This window comes from Streptomyces sp. NPDC016851 (assembly GCF_055562795.1).
Genome location: NZ_JBVHEP010000024.1, coordinates 136,378 through 157,608, shown reverse-complemented (window position 1 = coordinate 157,608; position 21,231 = coordinate 136,378). Strand labels below are relative to the sequence as shown.

The 21,231-nt window shown below is 71.6% G+C and carries 16 protein-coding genes; 7 read left to right on the top strand and 9 right to left on the bottom strand.

The window, feature by feature from the left end; all coding sequences use genetic code 11:
- Positions 1 to 109: 109 nt before the first annotated feature.
- Together ACZ3I3_RS32125 and ACZ3I3_RS32120 are read right to left on the bottom strand one after the other, a co-directional pair.
- Entirely contained in the window at positions 110 to 2,413 is a 2,304-nt protein-coding gene (locus ACZ3I3_RS32125; RefSeq protein ID WP_467370773.1) for a helix-hairpin-helix domain-containing protein, read from the bottom strand.
- Positions 2,410 to 3,396 (bottom strand): aldo/keto reductase, encoded by a 987-nt coding sequence (locus ACZ3I3_RS32120; protein WP_467370772.1) that lies wholly within the window; start codon positions 3,394 to 3,396, stop codon positions 2,410 to 2,412. Before ACZ3I3_RS32120 ends, ACZ3I3_RS32125 begins: the two co-directional genes overlap by 4 nt.
- Positions 3,397 to 3,578: 182 nt before the next feature.
- On the opposite strand from ACZ3I3_RS32120, the gene ACZ3I3_RS32115 reads away from it, so the two are divergent.
- A complete protein-coding gene (locus ACZ3I3_RS32115; RefSeq protein ID WP_086839547.1) occupies positions 3,579 to 4,634 on the top strand; it encodes an LLM class F420-dependent oxidoreductase in 1,056 nt (351 codons plus the stop codon).
- Between the two features lie 286 nt (positions 4,635 to 4,920).
- Positions 4,921 to 5,709 (top strand): ferritin-like domain-containing protein, encoded by a 789-nt coding sequence (locus ACZ3I3_RS32110; RefSeq protein WP_467370770.1) that lies wholly within the window; start codon positions 4,921 to 4,923, stop codon positions 5,707 to 5,709.
- 25 nt (positions 5,710 to 5,734) lie between these two features.
- On the opposite strand, the gene corA is transcribed toward ACZ3I3_RS32110, so the two are convergent.
- On the bottom strand, positions 5,735 to 6,730 hold the full coding sequence (corA, locus tag ACZ3I3_RS32105) for a magnesium/cobalt transporter CorA (protein ID WP_467370769.1): 996 nt from the start codon (positions 6,728 to 6,730) through the stop codon (positions 5,735 to 5,737).
- A 61-nt stretch (positions 6,731 to 6,791) separates the two neighbouring features.
- On the opposite strand from corA, the gene ACZ3I3_RS32100 reads away from it, so the two are divergent.
- The 4 genes from ACZ3I3_RS32100 to mshC all read left to right on the top strand — a co-directional run bounded on the left by ACZ3I3_RS32100 (position 6,792) and on the right by mshC (position 10,265).
- Positions 6,792 to 7,478 carry a histidine phosphatase family protein gene (locus tag ACZ3I3_RS32100; RefSeq protein WP_467370767.1) on the top strand — a complete coding sequence of 229 codons (687 nt, stop codon included), beginning with the start codon at positions 6,792 to 6,794 and terminating at the stop codon, positions 7,476 to 7,478.
- A gap of 78 nt (positions 7,479 to 7,556) precedes the next feature.
- Complete coding sequence (locus ACZ3I3_RS32095; RefSeq protein ID WP_086839541.1) at positions 7,557 to 8,147, top strand: DUF3090 domain-containing protein; 591 nt, start codon at positions 7,557 to 7,559, stop codon at positions 8,145 to 8,147.
- Positions 8,111 to 8,941 (top strand): SCO1664 family protein, encoded by an 831-nt coding sequence (locus tag ACZ3I3_RS32090; protein WP_467370765.1) that lies wholly within the window; start codon positions 8,111 to 8,113, stop codon positions 8,939 to 8,941. Before ACZ3I3_RS32095 ends, ACZ3I3_RS32090 begins: the two co-directional genes overlap by 37 nt.
- Positions 8,942 to 9,035: 94 nt before the next feature.
- Positions 9,036 to 10,265, top strand: coding sequence for a cysteine--1-D-myo-inosityl 2-amino-2-deoxy-alpha-D-glucopyranoside ligase (gene mshC, locus ACZ3I3_RS32085; protein WP_467370763.1), 1,230 nt, complete (start codon positions 9,036 to 9,038; stop codon positions 10,263 to 10,265).
- Between the two features lie 85 nt (positions 10,266 to 10,350).
- Here mshC and ACZ3I3_RS32080 read toward each other — a convergent pair whose 3' ends face one another.
- From ACZ3I3_RS32080 to ACZ3I3_RS32055, 6 genes are all read right to left on the bottom strand, one after another.
- A complete protein-coding gene (locus ACZ3I3_RS32080) occupies positions 10,351 to 11,334 on the bottom strand; it encodes a PAC2 family protein (protein WP_020276825.1) in 984 nt (327 codons plus the stop codon).
- Between the two features lie 157 nt (positions 11,335 to 11,491).
- Positions 11,492 to 12,163 carry a FadR/GntR family transcriptional regulator gene (locus ACZ3I3_RS32075; protein ID WP_467370761.1) on the bottom strand — a complete coding sequence of 224 codons (672 nt, stop codon included), beginning with the start codon at positions 12,161 to 12,163 and terminating at the stop codon, positions 11,492 to 11,494.
- Between the two features lie 138 nt (positions 12,164 to 12,301).
- Positions 12,302 to 13,918, bottom strand: coding sequence for a glycerol-3-phosphate dehydrogenase/oxidase (locus ACZ3I3_RS32070; protein WP_467370759.1), 1,617 nt, complete (start codon positions 13,916 to 13,918; stop codon positions 12,302 to 12,304).
- 8 nt (positions 13,919 to 13,926) lie between these two features.
- Positions 13,927 to 15,465, bottom strand: coding sequence for a glycerol kinase GlpK (glpK, locus tag ACZ3I3_RS32065; protein WP_467370757.1), 1,539 nt, complete (start codon positions 15,463 to 15,465; stop codon positions 13,927 to 13,929).
- A gap of 84 nt (positions 15,466 to 15,549) precedes the next feature.
- Complete coding sequence (locus ACZ3I3_RS32060) at positions 15,550 to 16,341, bottom strand: MIP/aquaporin family protein (protein ID WP_467370755.1); 792 nt, start codon at positions 16,339 to 16,341, stop codon at positions 15,550 to 15,552.
- Positions 16,342 to 16,619: 278 nt separating this feature from the next.
- Complete coding sequence (locus ACZ3I3_RS32055) at positions 16,620 to 17,393, bottom strand: IclR family transcriptional regulator (protein ID WP_020276830.1); 774 nt, start codon at positions 17,391 to 17,393, stop codon at positions 16,620 to 16,622.
- Positions 17,394 to 17,711: 318 nt separating this feature from the next.
- On the opposite strand from ACZ3I3_RS32055, the gene metH reads away from it, so the two are divergent.
- A complete protein-coding gene (metH, locus tag ACZ3I3_RS32050; protein WP_467370753.1) occupies positions 17,712 to 21,224 on the top strand; it encodes a methionine synthase in 3,513 nt (1,170 codons plus the stop codon).
- The last annotated feature ends 7 nt before the right edge of the window (positions 21,225 to 21,231 follow it).

The window sequence follows — 21,231 nt, the reverse complement described above, 5'->3', positions numbered from 1 at the left end:
GCGGTGCCTGTTCTCGGGCCGCGCCCGCCGGGGCCCGCCGCGGCCCCCCCCCCCCCCCCCCCCGGGGGGGGGGGCCCGGGGCCCCCCCCGCCCCCCCCCCCCGTCGTCGTCAGCCGCTGATCTGCGGGGCGAGCAGCACCGGAAGCCGGGTCGTCCGGGGCTTCGCCGGAACCTCGGCCACGGCTCTGGCCAAGGCCTGTTCCACGCCGTGCACGACGGACAGATGGCGGTCGGCCCGCCCGAACGCCGTGTACACCCACGGCCGGCTGAGGGCCTGCGCGGCATCGCCGGGCAGCACCACGACCACCGCCGGCCACCGGCTCCCCACCGCCTGGTGCGCGGTGAGCGCCCAGCCGTGCCGCACGGACTGCTCCACCCGCTCCTTCGGTACGACGACGTCCTCGCCCTCGCACGCCAGATGCAGCCCCTCGGCATCCGCCTTCACCACGCGGCCCGGCAACGCACGGCCCGGCACGGGGGAGTGGACGACACGGTCACCGGGGTCGAAGCCGCCGAAGCGACCCGGGCCCGGATTGAGCCGCTCCTTCAACGCCGCGTTGAGCGCACGCGTGCCGACGGCGCCGCCGTGCCCCGGCGTGATCACCTGCGTCTGCTCGGGCGGTACGCCGATCGCCCGCGGCACCGAGTCCACGACGAGCTGCACCGTCCGGTGCACGGCCTCGCCCGCGTCCCGCACCGGCACGATCACGACCTCCTTGCCGGGGGCCTCGACCTGGTTCAGCTCGCCGACGCCGATACCGGAGACCAGCTCGCCCAGCGGCCCGGCATCCGGCTGCCGCGAGGCGATCTGCGGGCAGATCCGCGCCGCGAGCAGATCCGCGAACACCCGGCCCGGACCCACCGACCACAGCACCGCCGGATCCCCGGCCAGCACCAGCCGCGCCCCGTCCGGCAGCGACTCCGTCAGCAGCGCGGCCGTCTCGACATCCAGCTGCGGCGCGTCGAGCACGACGAGCAGATCGAGATCCAGCGCCCCGTCGGCGTCCCGGCCGGGTCCTTCGGCCCCGGAGAGCAGCCCGGCGACGGTGGCCACGGGGGCGTGGGCGCCGGGAGCGGCATCGGCCGTTTCGGCGGCCTGCCCGGGGAGGACGGCACCCGGATCCGCGACCGGGTCCGCCGGGTGGCCGGAGCGGCGGAGCAGGGCCGCGAAGCGGGTACGGCCGATCGGGCCGTGGGTGGCGGCCCAGGCACGCAGGCCCAGCGTGTGCGCGGCGGTCAGCAGTGCCGCGGGCTCGGTCAGGGAGGCCTCGCCGCCGGTGTGCAGGACCAGGCCGTGTGCGGCGACCGCGCGGAGCAACTCGGCCGTCGAACCCCGGGCCGTGCCGGCGACCCGCTCCCAGTCCTCGGCCGAACCGTCCTGCTTGGGTACCGAGTTCACCAGCCGGGCGAGACCGTCGGCCAGGCTCTCCTCCGCGAGCGCGTACCGCTCCAGGCCCACCAGGACACGGACCGGACGCTCCTCGTCCTCCTCCGCGCCCTCCTCCTCCGTCCGGGCCGGCGCGCTACCGGGCTCGTCCAGGGCGTCCTGGAAGACCAGCGCCTCGCCCTCCGCGATCGCCTCCTGCACGGCACCGTCGGGGTCCGGCACGCCCCGCTGGGTCAGGGCCGCGAGGAGCGCCGGCATCTCCAGGGCCGTGTGCCCGGCCAGCGCGGCCTGCTCCAGGAGCCAGACGGTGACGGCCCGGCCCCGCCGCTCGTCGTCGGGGCCGCACTCGGCGCCGAGCAGGGCCCGGGCGAACCCGTCGGCCTGCTCGGGACGCACGCCGGCGACCCGCAGCAGCTGCCACGGATCGGCCCGCAGCAGTTCGTCCGCGCCCTCGCCGAGGGCGGCGGCCACCTGCGGTGCGAGCGCCTCGGGGGCACCGCCCTCGCCGAGCACCTGCCGTACGGCCTGCACCGCGGCCGGCGCGGGGGCCGTCGACGCGGCGGCGGCCCCGGCCGCGACCGGCTGTGGCCGTCGGACCGGCTCCGGGGCGGAGCGGCGGGGGGCCGGCTCGGGCTCCGCGAACACCGCGGCGACCGGCTTCTCGCCGCTCTCCACGGCCCGTACGGCCGCGAGCAGATCGGCGGCCGTGCCGCTCAGCTTGGTGCCGACCTCGATCGGCGCCTTCTTCCCGGCCTTGCGCTGCTCGATGCGCTCCCGCTCCAGGCGCTGGGCCCGCAGCTCGGCCTCGGCCTCGGACACGTCACCGGCATCGGCTGCGTCCCCTTCGGTCCCCTCGGCCTCGGACACGTCACCGGCATCGGCCGCGTCCCCTTCGGCCCCCTCGGCCCCGGACACGTCACCGGAACCGGCCGCATCCGACCCGGGCTCCTCGGCCCCCTCGGTCTGCGCACCACCGGTCGGCGTCCCCGGCTCGGCGTCCTCCGTGGTCTCCGGCTCCGTGCTCACAGCGTGCTCCAGTCGTGATCGGGATAGCGGTGCACAGGCGCCGACACGTCGTCGAGCGCCCGGCAGATCTCGTCAGGAAGACTAAGGGTCTCCACTGACAACGCCGCCGTGAGCTGCCGCGCGTTGCGCGCGCCGACGATGGGCGCGGCCACCCCCGGCCGGTCGCGGACCCAGGCCAGCGCCACCTGGAGCGGTGTCACCGCGAGACCGTCGGCCGCGGTGGTCACGGCGTCCACGATGCGCCTGGCCGTGTCGTCCAGGTACGGCGCGACGAACGGCGCGAGATGCTCCGAGGCACCGCGCGAGTCCGGCGGTGTCGTGTCGCCCCGGTACTTGCCCGTCAGCACCCCGCGTCCCAGCGGCGAGGACGGCAGCAGCCCGATGCCCAGGTCCAGCGCGGCCGGCAGCACCTCGCGCTCGACGCCCCGCTGGAGCAGCGAGTACTCCAGCTGCGTGGCCGCGAGCCGGGTCCGCGTGCCGGGGGCCGCCAGTTGCCAGGTCGCGGCCTTGGCGAGCTGCCAGCCGCAGAAGTTGGAGACGGCGGCGTAGCGGGCCCGCCCGCTGGCGACCGCGAGGTCGAGGGCCTGGAGGGTCTCCTCCAGCGGGGTGTCCGGGTCGAAGGCGTGCACGTGCCACAGGTCGACGTAGTCGGTGCCGAGCCGGGAGAGCGAGGCGTCCAGCGCGGAGAGCAGATGGCCGCGGGAGGTGTCGAAGCGGCGGTCGGGGTCCGGCACGCTGCCGGCCTTGGTCGAGATGACCAGGTCCCGGCGGGCCACCAGGCCGTCCATGAGCCTGCCGAGCAGGTACTCGGCATCTCCGTCGCCGTACACGTCCGCGGTGTCGACGAGGGTCCCGCCCGCTTCCCAGAACGTCTTCATCAGGTCCGCGGCGTCGTGCTCGTCGGTGTCCCGTCCCCAGGTCAGGGTGCCGAGCCCGATCCGGGACACACGCAGGCCGGTGCGGCCGAGATGCCTCTGCTCCATGAACGCCGAGATTACTGGCCAGAGCCTTCCCTGTGGTGGGCTGTGGACAGCCGATTTCGCCGACCCGGCCGCGAGTCGCCCGGCCCCGCCACCCGCGGACGGGGCCAGGCCCCTACGTCCCAGCCGAGCCGCACGCTAAGGTCTGCGCACGTGCACGTTACTGATCGGTAAGGGGATTCGGCATGCAGCTCGGTATCAACCTCGGCTACTGGGGTGCCGGAATGGACGCGGACAATCTGGCCGTCGCCCAGGAGGCCGACCGGCTCGGATACGCCGTCTGCTGGGCCGCCGAGGCCTACGGCTCCGACGCCGCCACCGTACTGACCTGGGTCGCCGCCCAGACCGAACGCATCGACGTCGGCTCCGCCATCTTCCAGATCCCGGCCCGCCAGCCCGCGATGACCGCCATGACGGCGGCCACCCTCGACTCCCTCTCCGGCGGCCGCTTCCGCCTCGGCCTCGGCGTCTCCGGACCGCAGGTCTCCGAAGGCTGGTACGGCGTCAAGTTCGACAAGCCGCTGGCACGCACGCGTGAGTACGTCGAGATCGTCCGCAAGGCCATGACGCGCGAGCGCCTGTCCTACGAGGGGCAGCACTGGACGCTGCCCCTGCCCGGCGGCCCGGGCAAGCCCATCAAGCTGACCGTGCACCCGCAGCGCGAGCACATCCCGCTGTACATCGCCGCGATCGGCCCGAAGAACCTCGAGCAGACCGGCGAGATCGCCGACGGCGCCCTGCTGATCTTCCCCTCCGCCGACCACCTGGAGGAGACGACGATCAAGTACCTGCGCGCCGGCCGGGAGAAGGCCGGCAAGACCCTCGACGGCTTCGACGTCTGCCCGACCGTCCCGCTCGCCGTCGGCGACGACAAGGACGTCGCCGCGCTCGCCGACACCTTCCGCCCCTACACCGCGCTGTACGTCGGCGGCATGGGCAGCCCCAAGCAGAACTTCTACAACCAGCTCGCCCAGCGCATGGGCTACGAGAAGGAGGCCGCCGAGATCCAGGGCAAGTACCTGTCCGGCGACAAGCAGGGCGCCGCGGCCGCCGTCCCGCACGAGCTGATCGACAAGACCACGCTGCTGGGGTCCGTCGACCGGATCGCGGACCGGATGAAGGCCTACGCGGAGGCCGGCGTCACCACCCTGAGCCTCGCCCCGGCCGGCTTCACCCTCGACGAGCGGCTCGCGTCCCTGCGCGCCGGCACCGAGGCCCTGGAGCGCGCCGGGCTCGCCTGACACGACGCCACCCGGCGGAGTTGTCTGCGGCCGTGGTGGGGGCTCGGGGGTCTTCCCCGCCACGGCCGTCACGCAGAACAACGCCCCGCGCCTCCCGTGGTTACGCGGGATCTCACCGTCCCCGGCGGCAGAGACCCCCGCGGCCGTGCCGGACTCGCCTGTCCTCCATTTGGCGGAGTTGTCCGTCGCACCTGTTGCAGCGCCTTTCGCCCCGCACTTGACTCGTTCTTTGCGGAAACCTGCGGACTCACGCAGCACGCGCACGCGCGCGGGAGAGGTGCTCACGATGCTTTCGGCCAAGAGTGTGTTCCAGGAGATCCTCGCCGACGACGAGGCCTTCGCCCTGTTCTGCTCCATCGCCGCGAGCGGCGAGTCCCAGGGCGGCTGGGAGAACGCCCGTATCGCCGCGCTCGTCCCCGACAGCGAGCGGGAACTCGCCCCCAAGATCACCCGGCACGGCGCCGACGAGGACAAACACGGCCGGATCTTCAACGCCCTGATGAAGAAGCGCGGCCTCGACCCCGTCCCGGTCCCGCCGGAGACCGACTACACGATGCTCCTGGAGAAGAACGGCATCGGCCTCGCGCACGAGCAGCTGGGCCGCGACGAGCGGCTCACGGTCCAGGACATCGTCACGTACCTCTCGCACAGCAGGGTCACCGAACAGCGCGCCTCCGAGCAGATGCAACTGCTCCGCAAGCACTTCGCCGACGACCCCGACATCGGCCGCGCCGTCAGGCAGATCTCCGACGACGAGGACAACCACCTCGCCTACTGCCACGAGGAACTGCTGCGCTTCGCCTACGCGGGCCACGGCCGGACCATCCAGCGGACCCTGCGCGCCTGCGCGTTCGCCGAGATCCGGATCTACCGGGACGTCAGCCTCGCCGTCATGGCGCACATGGGCCGCGTCCTCGGCTGGTCCAGGGCCAAGTCGGCGGTGCTCGCGGCGGGCATCCACGCCATGTACGCCTACGAACGGCTGGGCGGCTGGCGCCGGATGGTGTCGCTGAAGATGCCCGAGCACCGCGACGCCCTCGGCGGACCCGCCTCCACGGCCCCCGAGTTCGCCTGAACCGGCCCGCCCCACGGGGTGTCGCCTAGAGCCAGCCCCGGCGCTTGAACAGCCGGAACACCAGCACCTCGAGCACGGCCATCACGACGATCAGCGCCGGATAGGACCACTCCCAGCGCAGCTCGGGCATGTGGTCGAAGTTCATGCCGTAGATCCCCGCGATCATCGTGGGGATCGCGGCCATGGCCGCCCACGCGGAGATCTTCCGCATGTCGTCGTTCTGCCGGACGCTCATCTGCGCCAGATGCGCGTTGAGGATGTCCGACACCAGCCGGTCCAGGTTCTCCACCGACTCGTTCACGCGCGTGAGGTGATCGCTGACGTCGCGGAAGAACGGCCGCGCCCGGTCGTCCACGAACGGCACGGCCACGCCGGCGGGTGCCGTGCCCGCCAGCCGGCTCATCGGCAGGGCCAGCGGCCCGGTCGCCCGGCGGAACTCCAGGACCTGCCGCTTGAAGTTGTAGATCCGGGACGCGGTGTGCCGCGAGCCCCCGTCGTCCGGCGAGAAGACCTCCGCCTCCAGTCCCTCCAGGTCGGCCTGCAGCTCGGTCGCGACCTCCAGGTAGTGGTCGACGGCGGCGTCGGCGACCGCGTAGAGGACGGAGGTGGGACCGGTGCCCAGCAGGTCCGGCTCCTGCTCCAGCCGGCGCCGTACGGCCTTGAGCGGGGCGCCCTCGCCGTGCCGGACGGTGACGACGAACGCGTCGCCCAGGAAGATCATGATCTCGCCGGTGGAGACGGTGTCGCTGTGCGGCTCGTACGCCACCGGCTTGAGCACCACGAACAGCGAGTCGTCGTACACCTCCAGCTTGGGCCGCTGGTGGGCCTTGAGGGCGTCCTCGACGGCCAGCGGATGCAGCCCGAACTCCTGGGTCACGACGTCGAATTCGCGTTCCGTCGGCTCATGCAGCCCGATCCACACGAAACCGCCCGCCGCCCGGGCCTCACCCAGGGCGTCGGAGAAGTCCTCCGGCCCTTCCGACCGGTGTCCCTCGCGGTAGATGGCACAGTCGACGATCACGAAACGAGTCTCCCGTCACTCGAACGACACCGTACGCGCGCGTGCGCCTACGCTGGACCGCATGCCCACGTTGATCCTGGTCCGGCACGGACGTTCCACCGCCAACACCGAGGGACTGCTCGCCGGCTGGACACCCGGTGTCGCCCTCGACGAACGCGGCGCGGCGCAGGCCGCCGCGCTGCCGGGGCGGCTCGCCGAGCTGCCCCTCGCCGAGATCGTCACCAGCCCGCTCCAGCGCTGCCAGGAGACGATCGGGCCCCTCCTCCGGGCCCGGCCGGACCTCAGCCCGCACACCGACGAGCGCATCGGCGAGTGCCACTACGGCGACTGGTCGGGGCGCAAGCTCGACGAGCTCAAGGACCAGCCCCTGATGGAGGTCGTGCAGGCGCACCCGTCCGCCGCGGCGTTCCCCGGCGGCGAGTCGATGCGGGCCATGCAGACACGCGCCGCCGAGGCCGTACGCGAGTGGAACGCGCGCGTGGAGCGCGACCACGGCGCCGACGCCGTCTACCTCATGTGCTCGCACGGCGACGTCATCAAGTCGCTCGTCGCGGACGCACTCGGACTTCATCTGGACCTCTTCCAGCGGATTTCCGTTGAACCGTGTTCCATCACCGCGATCCGCTACACCCGGTTGCGTCCGTTTCTCGTCCGCCTCGGCGACACCGGCGACTTCACGTCCCTGGTGCCGCGCGAGGAACCGCCGGGCGAGGAGGCCCCCGTCGGGGGTGGTGCGGGCGCACCGTGATCGTCGGCCGCAGTAGGGTGAAGCGGTCGCAGCAGTGCCGTGGCCACACGGCCCCCACGATTCCAATGGAGACAGGACGTGTCCCGTCAGGTGTTCCTCTACGACCATCCGGAGCGTTTCGTGGCCGGCACGGTCGGACTGCCCGGGCGCCGTTCGTTCTTCCTCCAGGCCACCGCAGGCTCCCGGGTGACCAGCGTGGCCCTGGAGAAGACCCAGGTCGCCGCACTCGCCGAACGCATGGACGAACTGCTCGACGAGGTCGTACGCCGTAGCGGGGGCAGCGCCGCCGTCCCCGCCGTCGCACCGTCGGAGATCACCGACACCGCCCCGCTGGACACCCCCATCGAGGAGGAGTTCAGGGTCGGCACGATGGCGCTCGCCTGGGACGGCGAGGAGCAGCTGATGATCGTCGAGGCGCAGGCGCTCGTCGAGCTCGACGCCGACACCGAGGAGGACCTCGCCGAGGCCGAGGAGCGGCTGCTCCAGGACGAGGAGAACGGGCCTCCGATGCTGCGGGTGCGGCTCACCGGCGCGCAGGCGAGGGCCTTCGCCAAGCGCGCCCTCGACATCGTCAACGCCGGGCGGCCGCCGTGCCCGCTGTGCAGCCTCCCGCTCGACCCGGAAGGACACGTATGTCCGCGCCAGAACGGATACCGCCGCGGAGCGTGACACCTCCTCCGGACGCCGACGAACTGCTCGCCCGGGGCGAACTCGCCGTGCGCGGACGCATCCGTGAGGCGTCCAACGCGGCCCTGTACTGCACGGTCTCCCTCGACGGCCGGGACGCGGCCTGCATCTACAAGCCGGTCGCCGGGGAGCGGCCCCTGTGGGACTTCCCCGACGGGACGCTCGCCCAGCGCGAGGTCGCCGCGTACGAGGTCTCCGAGGCGACCGGCTGGGGCCTCGTCCCGCCCACCGTGCTGCGCGACGGCCCCTACGGCGAGGGCATGTGCCAGCTGTGGGTCGAGGTGGCGCCGGAGACGGAGCTGCTCGCGCTGGTCGACGGGGAGGAACCGGAGCCGGGCTGGAAGGCCATCGGCTTCGCCGAGGTCGGCGAGGGCCGCACCGCGCTCCTCGTGCACGCGGACGACGAGCGGCTGCGGCGGCTCGCCGTGCTGGACGCGGTGCTCAACAACGCCGACCGCAAGGGCGGGCACCTGCTGCCGACCGGCGAGGGACGGCTGTACGGGATCGACCACGGGGTCACCTTCAACGTCGAGAACAAGCTGCGGACCCTGCTGTGGGGGTGGGCGGGGGAGCCCCTCACACAGGAGGCCGTCGACGTCCTGGAAGGCCTCAGGAAGGACCTGGCGGACGGCGGTCCCCTCACGGCCCGGCTCCAGCCGCTGATCACCGGCGCGGAGATCGACGCCACCCGCGCGCGGGTGGCCGCGCTGCTCGCCTCGGGGAAGCATCCCGAGCCGAGCGGGGAGTGGCCGGCGATCCCCTGGCCCCCCGTGTAGCAGCACAGCCGCCGAGCTCCCACAAGAGCGCCTTCTCGGCCGTCCGGTCCGCTCCCATTCGTATATGGAACTTCAGTCCGGTTAGGCTCAAGGCATGCATGCCTGGCCCGCTTCCGAGGTCCCCGCCCTGCCTGGTCAGGGCCGCGACCTGAGGATCCACGACACCGCGACCGGTGGTCTGGTCACCCTCGACCCCGGTCCCGTCGCCCGTATCTACGTCTGTGGCATCACCCCGTACGACGCCACGCACATAGGTCACGCGGCGACCTACAACGCGTTCGACCTCGTGCAGCGCGTGTGGCTCGACACCAAGCGGCAGGTTCACTACGTCCAGAACGTCACCGACGTCGACGACCCGCTCCTCGAGCGGGCGCAGCGCGACGGCATCGACTGGGCCGCGCTCGCCGAGCAGGAGACGGTCCTCTTCCGCGAGGACATGACGGCCCTGCGGATGCTGCCGCCGCGCGAGTACATAGGCGCCGTCGAGGCCATACCCGGAATCGTCCCGCTCGTCGAGCGGCTGCGGGACATGGGCGCGGCGTACGAACTCGAAGGCGACGTGTACTTCTCCGTCGAGTCCGACCCGCACTTCGGCAAGGTCTCCGGGCTCGACGCCACCGCGATGCGGCTGCTGTCCGCCGAGCGCGGCGGCGACCCGGACCGGCCGGGCAAGAAGAACCCGCTCGACCCGATGCTGTGGATGGCGGCCCGGGAGGGCGAGCCCAGCTGGGACGGCGGTTCGCTCGGGCGCGGACGCCCCGGCTGGCACATCGAGTGCGTGGCCATCGCCCTCGACCACCTCGGCATGGGCTTCGACATCCAGGGCGGCGGCTCCGACCTGGCCTTCCCGCACCACGAGATGGGCGCCTCGCACGCCCAGGCCCTCACCGGCGAGTTCCCCATGGCCAAGGCGTACGTGCACGCCGGCATGGTCGCCCTCGACGGCGAGAAGATGTCCAAGTCCAAGGGCAATCTGGTCTTCGTCTCCACGCTCCGGCGCGACGGCGTGGACCCGGCCGCCATCCGGCTCGCGCTGCTCGCCCACCACTACCGCGCCGACTGGGAGTGGACCGATCAGGTCCTCGAGGACGCCGTAGCACGGCTCGGCCGCTGGCGGGCCGCCGTGTCCCGGCCCGACGGGCCGCCGGCGGAGGCGCTCGTGGCGGAGATCCGCGAGGCCCTCGCCAACGACCTGGACGCCCCGGCCGCGCTCACCGCGGTCGACCGCTGGGCCGCGCTCCAGGAGCGGAACGGCGGCACGGACGAGGGCGCCCCCGGGGTGGTCTCCCGGGCGGTGGACGCGCTGCTGGGCGTCGCGCTGTAGCTGTAAGCGCGCTGTAGCCGTACACGGCACGCGAAGGGGCGCCTCCCGGCCGGGAGGCGCCCCTTCTGCTGCCGCTCGGTACCGCTCAGTCCTCCGACGACTCCTCGTCGTCCGTGCCCGGCTTGGGCGGCTTCGGAGGCCGCGTACGGCCGCTGGGGTTGTCCCGCAGGTACGACGTGCTGTCGCTGCCGTCCGCCGTGGCGTGCCCGCCGGAGGCGGTCGGTCCGCCGCCGTCCCGGCGCCGCAGATAGCGCTCGAACTCGCGGGCGATCGCCTCGCCGGACGCCTCCGGCAACTCGGCGGTGTCCCGGGCCTCCTCCAGCGACTGGACGTACTCGGCGACCTCACTGTCCTCGGCGGCCAGCTGGTCCACGCCGACCTGCCAGGCGCGCGCGTCCTCGGGCAGCTCACCCAGCGGGATGCGCACGTCGATCAGGTCCTCCAGCCGGTTCAGCAGGGCCAGCGTGGCCTTCGGGTTCGGCGGCTGCGACACGTAGTGCGGCACCGCCGCCCACAGCGAGACGGCCGGCACGCCCGCATGCGTGCACGCCTCCTGGAGGACACCGACGATGCCCGTGGGCCCCTCGTACTTGGTCTCCTCCAGGTCCATGCGGCGGGCCAGGTCCGGGTCGGACGTCGTCCCGCTGATCGGAACCGGGCGGGTGTGCGGGGTGTCACCGAGCAGGGCGCCCAGGACGACCACCAGTTCCACGCCGAGTTCGTGTGCGAAGCCGAGCAGTTCGTTGCAGAACGACCGCCATCGCATGGACGGTTCGATACCCCGGACCAGGACGAGATCGCGTGGCTTGTCCCCGCCGACCCTGACCACCGACAGTCTGGTCGTCGGCCAGGTGATCTTGCGGACGCCGGCTTCCATGAACACCGTGGGGCGGTTGACCTGGAAGTCGTAGTAGTCCTCGGCGTCCAGCGCCGCGAAGACCTCGCCCTTCCACTCCCTGTCCAGATGCGCGACCGCGGTGGAGGCGGCGTCGCCGGCATCGTTCCAGCCCTCGAACGCGGCCACCATGACCGGGTCGATCAGCTCGGGAACCCCCTCGAGCTCGATCACCCAGCGCCTCCTTCCGACGTGCCCTCGCGTACCCCCCAACCTTACGGCGTGCCAAGGGGGCGCCCGCAGCCCCCTTGCAGGGGGAGTGACCCCATCACTGCCCCGCGATCCACCGCTGAACACCCCGGATTCATCCGAGCTGTGCGTGAGGCCCTGGTCACAGCGTGGAGCGCAGCCACTGCTCCACGCTCGCGATGTGCACCGTCGCCCACGAGCGCGCCGCCTCGGCGTCCCGGTCCCGCAGGGCCGCGAGGATCGCCCGGTGCTCGCGCAGCGTGCGGGCCACCGCGTCCTCCTGGGTGAGGCCGCGCCAGATCCGGGCCCGGGTCGTGGGGCCCGACAGCCCGTCGAGCAGCGAGCACAGCACGGAGTTGCCCGAGCTGTGCACGATGCCCCGGTGGAACTCCAGGTCGCAGGCGACGAGGTCCTCGACGGACGGGTCGTCACCGAGCTTGTCCAGCTGGGCCGTGAGCGCGTCGAGCTGCTGTTCGCTGATCCGCAGGGCCGCCATCGCCGTCGCCGCGGGCTCCAGGATGCGGCGCACCGCCAGGAACTCCAGGACCGTGTCGTCGCGGTGGAAGTCCACGACGAAGCTCAGCGCCTCCAGCAGCAGCTGCGGATCGAGGCTGGTGACGTACGTGCCGTCGCCCTGCCGGACGTCCAGGATCCGGATGAGGGACAGCGCGCGCACGGCCTCCCGCAGGGAGTTGCGGGACAGGCCGAGGTCGGCGGCGAGTTCGCTCTCCTTGGGCAACCGGTCGCCCGGGCGCAGCGCGCCGGAGACGATCATGCCCTTGATCTTCTCGATCGCCTCGTCGGTGACTGCCATGGCCGGCCTCCCTGTCGCTCAAGACCTCCGACGTATCAGGCCATTATGGGGGTCCCGAACGGCGTCGGGAACGCGGAAGGGGCGGCTCCGTCGGCGTGGAACCGCCCCTTCCGGCAATGGGAGCCCCCCGGGCCGTGCCTACTTCTTGTCGAGCAGGTCCTGGACCTTGGCGCGGACGTCGTCCGTGGCCAGGCCGCGGATCGTCAGCGTCGTGCGGCGGCGCAGCACGTCGTCCTGCGTCTCGGCCCACTCGTGGTCCCGGGCCCAGACGACCTGCGCCCAGATCTCCGGGGCGTCCGGGTGGACGCGCTCGGCGAGCTCCGGGCTCTCGTTGGCCAGACGGGCGATGTCGAAGGCCAGCGAGCCGTAGTGGGTGGCCAGGTGCCTGGCGGTGTCGGCCGCCATGCGCGGGCCGGGCGCCGGGCGGTCGGTCAGCAGCCGGTGGGCGACCGCGCGCGGGTTGGCGATACCGGGCAGCGGCAGCTTCTTCGGCAGCGAGCTGATGGGCTCGAAGTCGTCGCCCAGCGGGTGGCCCGGCAGCGACTCCAGCTTCTGCATGATGGTCCGGCCGATGTGCCGGAAGGTGGTCCACTTGCCGCCCGCGACGGACAGCATGCCGCCCTTGCCCTCGGTCACCACCGTCTCGCGCTTGGCCTTCGCGGTGTCGCCGGGGCCGCCCGGCAGCACGCGCAGACCGGCGAAGGCGTACGTGATGAGGTCGCGGCTCAGCTGCTGGTCGCGGACCGAGAAGGCGGCCTCGTCGAGGATCTGGGATATGTCCTTCTCGGTGACCGAGACATCCGCCGGGTCGCCCTCGAACTCCTCGTCGGTGGTGCCGAGGAGCAGCATGTCCTCCCACGGGAGGGCGAAGGTGATGCGGTACTTGTCGATCGGGGTCGCGAGCGCGGCCTTCCACGGGGAGGTCCGCTTCAGGACCAGGTGGGCGCCCTTCGACAGGCGGATGGACGGGGCCGCGTTCGGGTCCTCCATCTTCCGCAGGTGGTCGACCCACGGGCCGGTCGCGTTCAGCACCAGCCGGGCGTTGACGCCGAACTCGTCACCGGAGAGACGGTCCCTGAGCTCGGCGCCGGTGACGCGGCCCTGGGTGAAGCGCAGGCCCGACACCTCGGCGTGGTTGAGGACGACCGCGCCCGCCTCGACAGCGCCGCGGACCGTCATCAGCGCCATACGCGCGTCGTTCATCTGGTCGTCGCCGTACACGGCCACGGCCTTGAGGTTCTCGGTGCGCAGCTCCGGCACGTCCTGCGCGGCCTTGGCGGGGGAGAGCAGGTGCCCGACGCCGTCACCGAAAGCGGAGAGCGCGGAGTAGGCGAAGACGCCCGCCCCGAGCTTCGCCGCGCCGTGCGGCCCGCCCTTGTACACGGGGAGGTAGAACGTGAGCGGGTTCGCCAGATGGGGAGCCACCTGCCGGGAGACCGCACGGCGCTCGAAGTGGTTCTCCGCCACCAGCTTCACCGCGCCGGTCTGCAGGTAGCGCAGACCGCCGTGGAGCAGCTTGGAGGAGGCGGAGGACGTGGCACCGGCGAAGTCGCCGGCGTCGACCAGAGCCACCCTGAGGCCGGACTGCGCGGCGTGCCAGGCGGTGGAGATGCCCAGAATGCCGCCGCCGATCACGAGAAGGTCGTACGACGCCTTGGCGAGCTGCTCCCTGGTCTCGGCTCGGCTCGGGTTCGAGCCGGAGGACGGGCGCGTCCCCAGGGCAGGCACGGACTTCAGGGTGGACTGAGTGGTCATGCTGTTTCTTACTCCTCGTCCTCGAGCCAGCCCATGGTCCGCTCGACGGCCTTGAGCCAGCTCTTGTACTCACGGGCGCGGGTGTCCGCGTCCATGCGGGGGGTCCACTCGGCGGCCCGGCGCCAGTTGGCGCGCAGGTCGTCGGTGCTGTTCCAGAAGCCGACGGCGAGACCGGCGGCGTAGGCGGCGCCGAGGCAGGTGGTCTCGGCGACCATCGGGCGCACCACGGGGGCGTCCACGAAGTCGGCGAGGGTCTGCATCAGCAGGTTGTTGGAGGTCATGCCGCCGTCGACCTTCAGGGCGGCCAGCTCGACGCCGGAGTCCTTCGTCATGGCGTCGGCGATCTCGCGGGTCTGCCAGGCGGTGGCCTCCAGGACGGCACGGGCCAGGTGCGCCTTGGTGACGTACCGGGTCAGGCCGGCGATCACACCGCGGGCGTCGGAGCGCCAGTACGGGGCGAACAGGCCGGAGAAGGCCGGCACGAAGTAGGCGCCGCCGTTGTCCTCCACCGACAGCGCGAGTGTCTCGATCTCGGCGGCCGTGGAGATCAGGCCCATCTGGTCGCGCATCCACTGCACCAGCGAACCGGTGACGGCGATCGAGCCCTCCAGGGCGTAGACCGTGTCCTGGTCGCCGATCTTGTAGCCGACGGTGGTCAGCAGACCGCTGTACGAGTTGATGATCTTGTCACCGGTGTTCATCACCATGAAGGTGCCGGTGCCGTACGTCGACTTGGTCTCGCCCTCGGCGAAACAGGTCTGGCCGAACAGGGCCGCCTGCTGGTCGCCGAGCGCGGAGGCGACGGGGATGCCGCCGAGCAGGTCGCCCAGCTTGCCGCCGGTGATCTCGCCGTAGACCTCGGCGGAGGAGCGGATCTCGGGCAGGATCTGCTTCGGGACGCCGATCGACTCGCAGATCTTGTCGTCCCACTCCATGGTGTGCAGGTTCATCAGCATCGTGCGGGACGCGTTGGTGACGTCCGTGACGTGCTTGCCGCCGTCGGTACCGCCGGTCAGGTTCCAGATGACCCAGCTGTCCATGGTGCCGAAGAGGATGTCGCCCGCCTCGGCGCGCTCCTTCAGCCCGTCGACGTTGTCGAGCAGCCAGCGGGCCTTCGGACCGGCGAAGTAGGAGGCGAGGGGGAGACCCGTCTCGCGGCGGAAGCGGTCCTGGCCCACGTTGCGGCCGAGCTCGCGGCAGAGGGCGTCGGTGCGGGTGTCCTGCCAGACGATGGCGTTGTGGACGGGCTCACCGGTGTTCTTGTCCCACAGCACGGTCGTCTCGCGCTGGTTGGTGATGCCGATGGCCTTGATGTCGTCGCGGGTGATGCCGGCCTTCTCGATGGCCCCGGCGACGACCTCCTGGACGTTGGTCCAGATCTCGGTGGCGTTGTGCTCGACCCAGCCCGGCTTCGGGAAGATCTGCTCGTGCTCCTTCTGGTCGACGGAGACGATCCGGCCGTCGCGGTCGAAGACGATGCAGCGGGACGAGGTGGTGCCCTGGTCGATGGCGGCGATGAAGGGGCCGGCGGTGTGCGCGTCGGTCACTGTGTGCTCCTGATAATTCCGGGTTTAAGGGGCTTTACGTACGGCGCGTGCTGGAAGTTTCGCGACGGGCGCGAGGATTGCTTCTTAAGCGAATGCGACGTTGTAGATGCCTGCCGCGATGGCGCCGCCGATCAGCGGACCGACCACCGGGACCCAGGCGTAGCCCCAGTCGGAGCCGCCCTTGTTGGGCAGGGGCAGCAGGGCGTGCACGATACGCGGACCGAGGTCACGCGCCGGGTTGATCGCGTAGCCCGTCGGGCCGCCGAGGGACAGGCCGATGGACACCACGACGAGCGCGGTGATCAGCGCGCCCAGCGTGCCCAGGCCGTTGCCCTTGTCGTTCAGTCCCTGCGTGAGCACGGCGAGCACCAGCACCACGGTGCCGATGATCTCCGTGGCGACGTTCTGCCAGGCGACCCGGACCTCGGGCCCGGTGGAGAAGATGCCCAGCACGGGGCCGGCGGCCTTCTCCTGGGCCTCGACGGCCTTGGCCGTGTCCTGCGCGCCCGGACCGCCGACGATCTCCCGGTCGGTGAGGTGGGCCTGGAACTGGCCGTAGTAGGCGATCCAGACCAGGGCGGCACCGATCATGGCGCCGAGGATCTGTCCGGCCCAGTAGACCGGGACGTTCTTCCAGTCGCCGTCCTTGATCGCGATCGCGAGGGTCACGGCGGGGTTCAGATGGGCGCCGGACAGCGGCGCCGTCGTGTAGACCGCCGTGAGCACCGCGAAGCCCCACCCGAAGGTGATGGCGAGCCAGCCGGCGTTCCGGGCCTTGGAGGCCTTCAGCGTGACGGCGGCGCAGACTCCGCCGCCGAGGAGGATGAGTATGGCGGTACCGATGGTCTCGCCGATGAAGATGTCGGAGCTGGACACCCGCGACTCCTTTGTCCTTCGTCCAGGGGTGAAGTTCTTTACCGGCCTGGCGTTGTCACACTCTAGCGCGTATTGCCGGTAGCTGTTCGACAATGTCGACCGATGGACGGGAGTCTTGCTTCGGGGTTACGAGCACGTCAAGGGCTGTGTTGTCGAAAACACGATCGTTACTGATCGCCGCGGCCTCGTGGATCTCCAGCGCAGCCCGCCGGCGGCCCGTGCGCGGGCATGCCGCGGGCCGGGACGCCCTGTGGCGCCCCGGTCCTCCGGTGTCCCCGTCAGAAGCGCCCGGCACCCAGATCCCGCGAGACCGCGCGGGCGCAGTCCCGGACCGCCGCGATCAGCTCGGGGCGCAGCGCTCGCTCTTCGTCGGGCCGGCACAGCCGCTCCACCGCGCCCGTGATGCCGACCGCGCCGACCGGCATGCGCCGCCGGTCGTGGATGGGCGCGGCCAGGGAGGCGACGCCCTCCCAGGTCTCCTCGACGTCCGCCGCGTAACCACGCGCGCGTGTGACGTCGAGGATGTGCTCGAAGTCCTCCGGCTCGCACACGGTCCGGTCGGTGAACGCCTTGCGGTCGGCCTCCAGGGCCTCGCTGTGTGCCACCGGGTCGTAGGCGGAGAGCACCTTGCCCAGAGCCGTGGAGTGCAGCGGCTGCATGGCCCCGATCTCCAGGACCTGCCGGCTGTCGTCGGGCCGGAACACGTGGTGCACGATCAGCACGCCCTGCTGGTGCAGCACGCCCAGGTAGACGCTCTCGCCGCTGGAGCGCGCCAGGTCGTCGGTCCACACCAGGGCGCGCGCCCGCAGCTCGTGCACGTCGAGGTAGGTGGTGCCCAGGCGCAGCAGTTCCGCGCCGAGCTGGTAGCGCCCCGAGGTGTCGTCCTGCTCCACGAAGCCCTCCTGCTGGAGGGTGCGCAGGATGCCGTGAGCAGTGCCTTTGGCCAGGCCCAGCGACGAGGCGATGTCCGACAGGCCGAGCCGCCGCTCGCCGCCCGCGAGCAGCCGCAGCATCGCGGCCGCCCGTTCGAGCGACTGGATGTTCCGTGCCATCGCCGTACTGCCTCCGTCCCCTTCGACCGCCGACCAGCGGCGCCCGCAGCCTTTGTTCGGCAATGCCGAACACTACCGGTCGATGCCGACCTCTCGCTAATGGCAGTCATCATTTGTTGTGTCGGCAGGTGGCACAGCAGGGGCTCATGAGTGCCACAAGGGCGGTCGGGGACGCCATTCGCGTCCGTCCCGTGGACGCCCTGCCCATAGCGGCCCGCGCCCGGTTACGCTGGCGCGGTGCGCCGTTCCCCCGGATACCCCCCGTGTGTCCGGGAAGCCGCATAGCCGACAGCCGTCGCACTCGAGGGAGCCCTTTACATGGCCTCGTTGCCACCGACCCCTTCCGACAGCCGGACCCGCGTGTCCGCCCTCCGAGAGGCCCTGGCCAGCCGTGTGGTCGTGGCCGACGGGGCCATGGGCACCATGCTCCAGGCGCAGGACCCGACGCTCGAAGACTTCGAGAATCTCGAAGGCTGTAACGAGATCCTCAACGTGACCCGGCCGGACATCGTCCGTTCCGTCCACGACGCGTACTTCGCGGTCGGCGTCGACTGCGTCGAGACCAACACCTTCGGCGCCAACCACACGGCCGCGGCGGAGTACGAGATCTCCGACCGTGTGCACGAACTGTCCGAGGCGGGTGCCCGGATCGCCCGCGAGGCGGCCGACGAGTACGCCGCCCGGGACGGCCGGCCGCGCTGGGTGCTCGGCTCGATCGGCCCCGGCACCAAGCTGCCCACGCTCGGCCACGTCACCTACGGGATCATCCGCGACGGCTACCAGGCCAACGCCGAGGGCCTGCTCGCCGGCGGCGCCGACGCGCTGCTCGTGGAGACCACGCAGGACCTGCTCCAGACGAAGGCCTCCATTCTCGGCGCCCGCCGGGCCATGGAGGCCACCGGCGTCGAGGTGCCCCTGCTGTGCTCGATGGCCTTCGAGACCACCGGCACCATGCTGCTCGGCTCCGAGATCGGCGCGGCGCTGACCGCGCTGGAGCCGCTCGGCATCGACATGATCGGCCTGAACTGCTCCACCGGCCCCGCCGAGATGAGCGAGCACCTGCGCTACCTGACGCGCCACTCGCGCATCCCGCTGCTGTGCATGCCGAACGCCGGCCTGCCGATCCTCACCAAGGACGGCGCCCACTTCCCGCTCGACCCCGAGGGCCTGGCCGACGCCCAGCAGAACTTCGTCCGGGACTACGGCCTGTCCCTGGTCGGCGGCTGCTGCGGCACCACGCCGGAGCACCTGCGCCAGCTGGTGGAGCGTGTCCGGGACGTCAGCCCGAGCGAGCGCAGCCCGCAGCCCGAGCCGGGGGCGGCGTCGCTGTACCAGTCGGTGCCGTTCCGGCAGGACACCTCCTACCTGGCCATCGGCGAGCGCACCAACGCCAACGGCTCGAAGAAGTTCCGCGAGGCCATGCTGGACGGCCGCTGGGACGACTGCGTGGAGATGGCCCGCGAGCAGATCCGCGAGGGCGCGCACATGCTCGACCTGTGCGTGGACTACGTCGGCCGCGACGGCGTCGCCGACATGGAGGAGCTGGCCGGCCGCTTCGCCACCGCCTCCACGCTGCCGATCGTGCTGGACTCCACCGAGGTCGACGTCATCCGGGCCGGTCTGGAGAAGCTCGGCGGCCGCGCGGTGATCAACTCGGTGAACTACGAGGACGGCGCCGGCCCCGAGTCCCGCTTCGCCAAGGTCACCCAGCTCGCCAGGGAGCACGGCGCCGCGCTGATCGCGCTCACCATCGACGAGGAGGGCCAGGCCCGCACCGCCGAGACGAAGGTCGCGATCGCCGAACGGCTCATCGACGACCTGACCGGCAACTGGGGCATCCACGAGGAGGACATCCTCGTCGACTGCCTGACCTTCACCATCTGCACCGGCCAGGAGGAGTCCCGCAAGGACGGCATCGCCACCATCGAGGGCATCCGCGAGCTGAAGCGGCGCCACCCGAAGGTGCAGACCACGCTCGGCCTGTCCAACATCTCCTTCGGCCTCAACCCGGCCGCCCGCATCCTGCTCAACTCCGTCTTCCTCGACGAGTGCGTCAAGGCGGGCCTGGACTCGGCGATCGTGCACGCGAGCAAGATCCTGCCGATCGCCCGCTTCAGCGAGGAGGAGGTCCAGACGGCTCTGGACCTCATCTACGACCGCCGCGCCGAGGGCTACGACCCGCTGCAGAAGCTGATGCAGCTGTTCGAGGGCGCCACCGCCAAGTCCCTCAAGGCCGGCAAGGCCGAGGAACTGGCCGCCCTGCCGCTGGACGAGCGTCTGAAGCGGCGCATCATCGACGGCGAGAAGAACGGCCTGGAGGCCGACCTCGACGAGGCCCTGCAGTCCCGCCCGGCCCTGGACATCGTCAACGAGACGCTGCTGGAGGGCATGAAGGTCGTCGGTGAGCTGTTCGGCTCCGGCCAGATGCAGCTGCCGTTCGTCCTGCAGTCCGCCGAGGTGATGAAGACGGCCGTCGCCCACCTCGAACCGCACATGGAGAAGACCGACGAGGCCGGCAAGGGCACCATCGTGCTGGCCACCGTGCGCGGCGACGTGCACGACATCGGCAAGAACCTCGTCGACATCATCCTGACCAACAACGGCTACAACGTCGTCAACCTCGGGATCAAGCAGCCGGTCTCCGCGATCCTGGACGCCGCCGAGGAGCACAAGGCCGACGTCATCGGCATGTCCGGTCTCCTGGTCAAGTCCACCGTGATCATGAAGGAGAACCTGGAGGAGCTGAACCAGCGCGACCTGGCGGCGAAGTACCCGGTCATCCTCGGCGGCGCGGCCCTCACCCGCGCCTACGTCGAACAGGACCTGCACGAGATCTACCAGGGCGAGGTCCGCTACGCCCGCGACGCCTTCGAGGGCCTGCGCCTGATGGACGCCCTGATCGGCGTCAAGCGGGGCGTGCCCGGCGCGAAGCTGCCCGAGCTGAAGCAGCGCCGGGTCCGGGCCACCGCCCCGGCCGCCGTGGAGGAGCGCCCCGAGGAGGGGCACGTCCGCTCCGACGTCGCCACCGACAACCCGGTCCCCGAGCCGCCCTTCCGCGGCACCCGCGTGATCAAGGGCATCCAGCTCAAGGAGTACGCGAGCTGGCTCGACGAGGGCGCCCTGTTCAAGGGCCAGTGGGGCTTGAAGCAGGCCCGCACCGGCGAGGGCCCGTCGTACGAGGAACTGGTCGAGAGCGAGGGCCGGCCCCGGCTGCGCGGGCTGCTGGACAAGCTCCAGACGGAGAACCTGCTGGAGGCGGCCGTGGTCTACGGCTACTTCCCGTGCGTCTCCAAGGACGACGACCTGATCATCCTGGACGAGCAGGGCAACGAGCGCACCCGCTTCACCTTCCCGCGCCAGCGCCGCGGCCGGCGCCTGTGCCTGGCCGACTTCTTCCGCCCGGAGGAGTCCGGCGAGACCGATGTCGTCGGCCTCCAGGTCGTCACCGTCGGCTCGCGCATCGGCGAGGAGACCGCGCGGCTCTTCGAGGCCAACGCCTACCGCGACTACCTCGAACTGCACGGCCTGTCCGTGCAGCTGGCCGAGGCGCTCGCCGAGTACTGGCACGCGCGCGTGCGCTCCGAACTCGGCTTCGCCGGCGAGGACCCGGACGAGATGCAGGGCATGTTCGAGCTGAAGTACCGGGGCGCCCGCTTCTCCCTCGGCTACGGCGCCTGCCCCAACCTGGAGGACCGCGCGAAGATCGCCGACCTGCTCCAGCCGGAGCGCATCGGCGTCCACCTGTCCGAGGAGTTCCAGCTGCACCCCGAGCAGTCCACGGACGCCATCGTGATCCACCACCCGGAGGCGAAGTACTTCAACGCCCGCTGAGCAGCCC

Bases quoted from the DNA above. Each gene is read 5' to 3' on its own strand.
- metH (WP_467370753.1), top strand. From the start codon at position 17,712: ATGGCCTCGTTGCCACCGACCCCTTCCGACAGCCGGACCCGCGTGTCC.
- ACZ3I3_RS32120 (WP_467370772.1), bottom strand. From the start codon at position 3,396: ATGGAGCAGAGGCATCTCGGCCGCACCGGCCTGCGTGTGTCCCGGATC.
- ACZ3I3_RS32055 (WP_020276830.1), bottom strand. From the start codon at position 17,393: ATGGCACGGAACATCCAGTCGCTCGAACGGGCGGCCGCGATGCTGCGG.
- ACZ3I3_RS32115 (WP_086839547.1), top strand. From the start codon at position 3,579: ATGCAGCTCGGTATCAACCTCGGCTACTGGGGTGCCGGAATGGACGCG.
- ACZ3I3_RS32110 (WP_467370770.1), top strand. From the start codon at position 4,921: ATGCTTTCGGCCAAGAGTGTGTTCCAGGAGATCCTCGCCGACGACGAG.
- ACZ3I3_RS32070 (WP_467370759.1), bottom strand. From the start codon at position 13,918: ATGACCACTCAGTCCACCCTGAAGTCCGTGCCTGCCCTGGGGACGCGC.
- mshC (WP_467370763.1), top strand. From the start codon at position 9,036: ATGCATGCCTGGCCCGCTTCCGAGGTCCCCGCCCTGCCTGGTCAGGGC.
- ACZ3I3_RS32090 (WP_467370765.1), top strand. From the start codon at position 8,111: ATGTCCGCGCCAGAACGGATACCGCCGCGGAGCGTGACACCTCCTCCG.
- ACZ3I3_RS32100 (WP_467370767.1), top strand. From the start codon at position 6,792: ATGCCCACGTTGATCCTGGTCCGGCACGGACGTTCCACCGCCAACACC.
- ACZ3I3_RS32075 (WP_467370761.1), bottom strand. From the start codon at position 12,163: ATGGCAGTCACCGACGAGGCGATCGAGAAGATCAAGGGCATGATCGTC.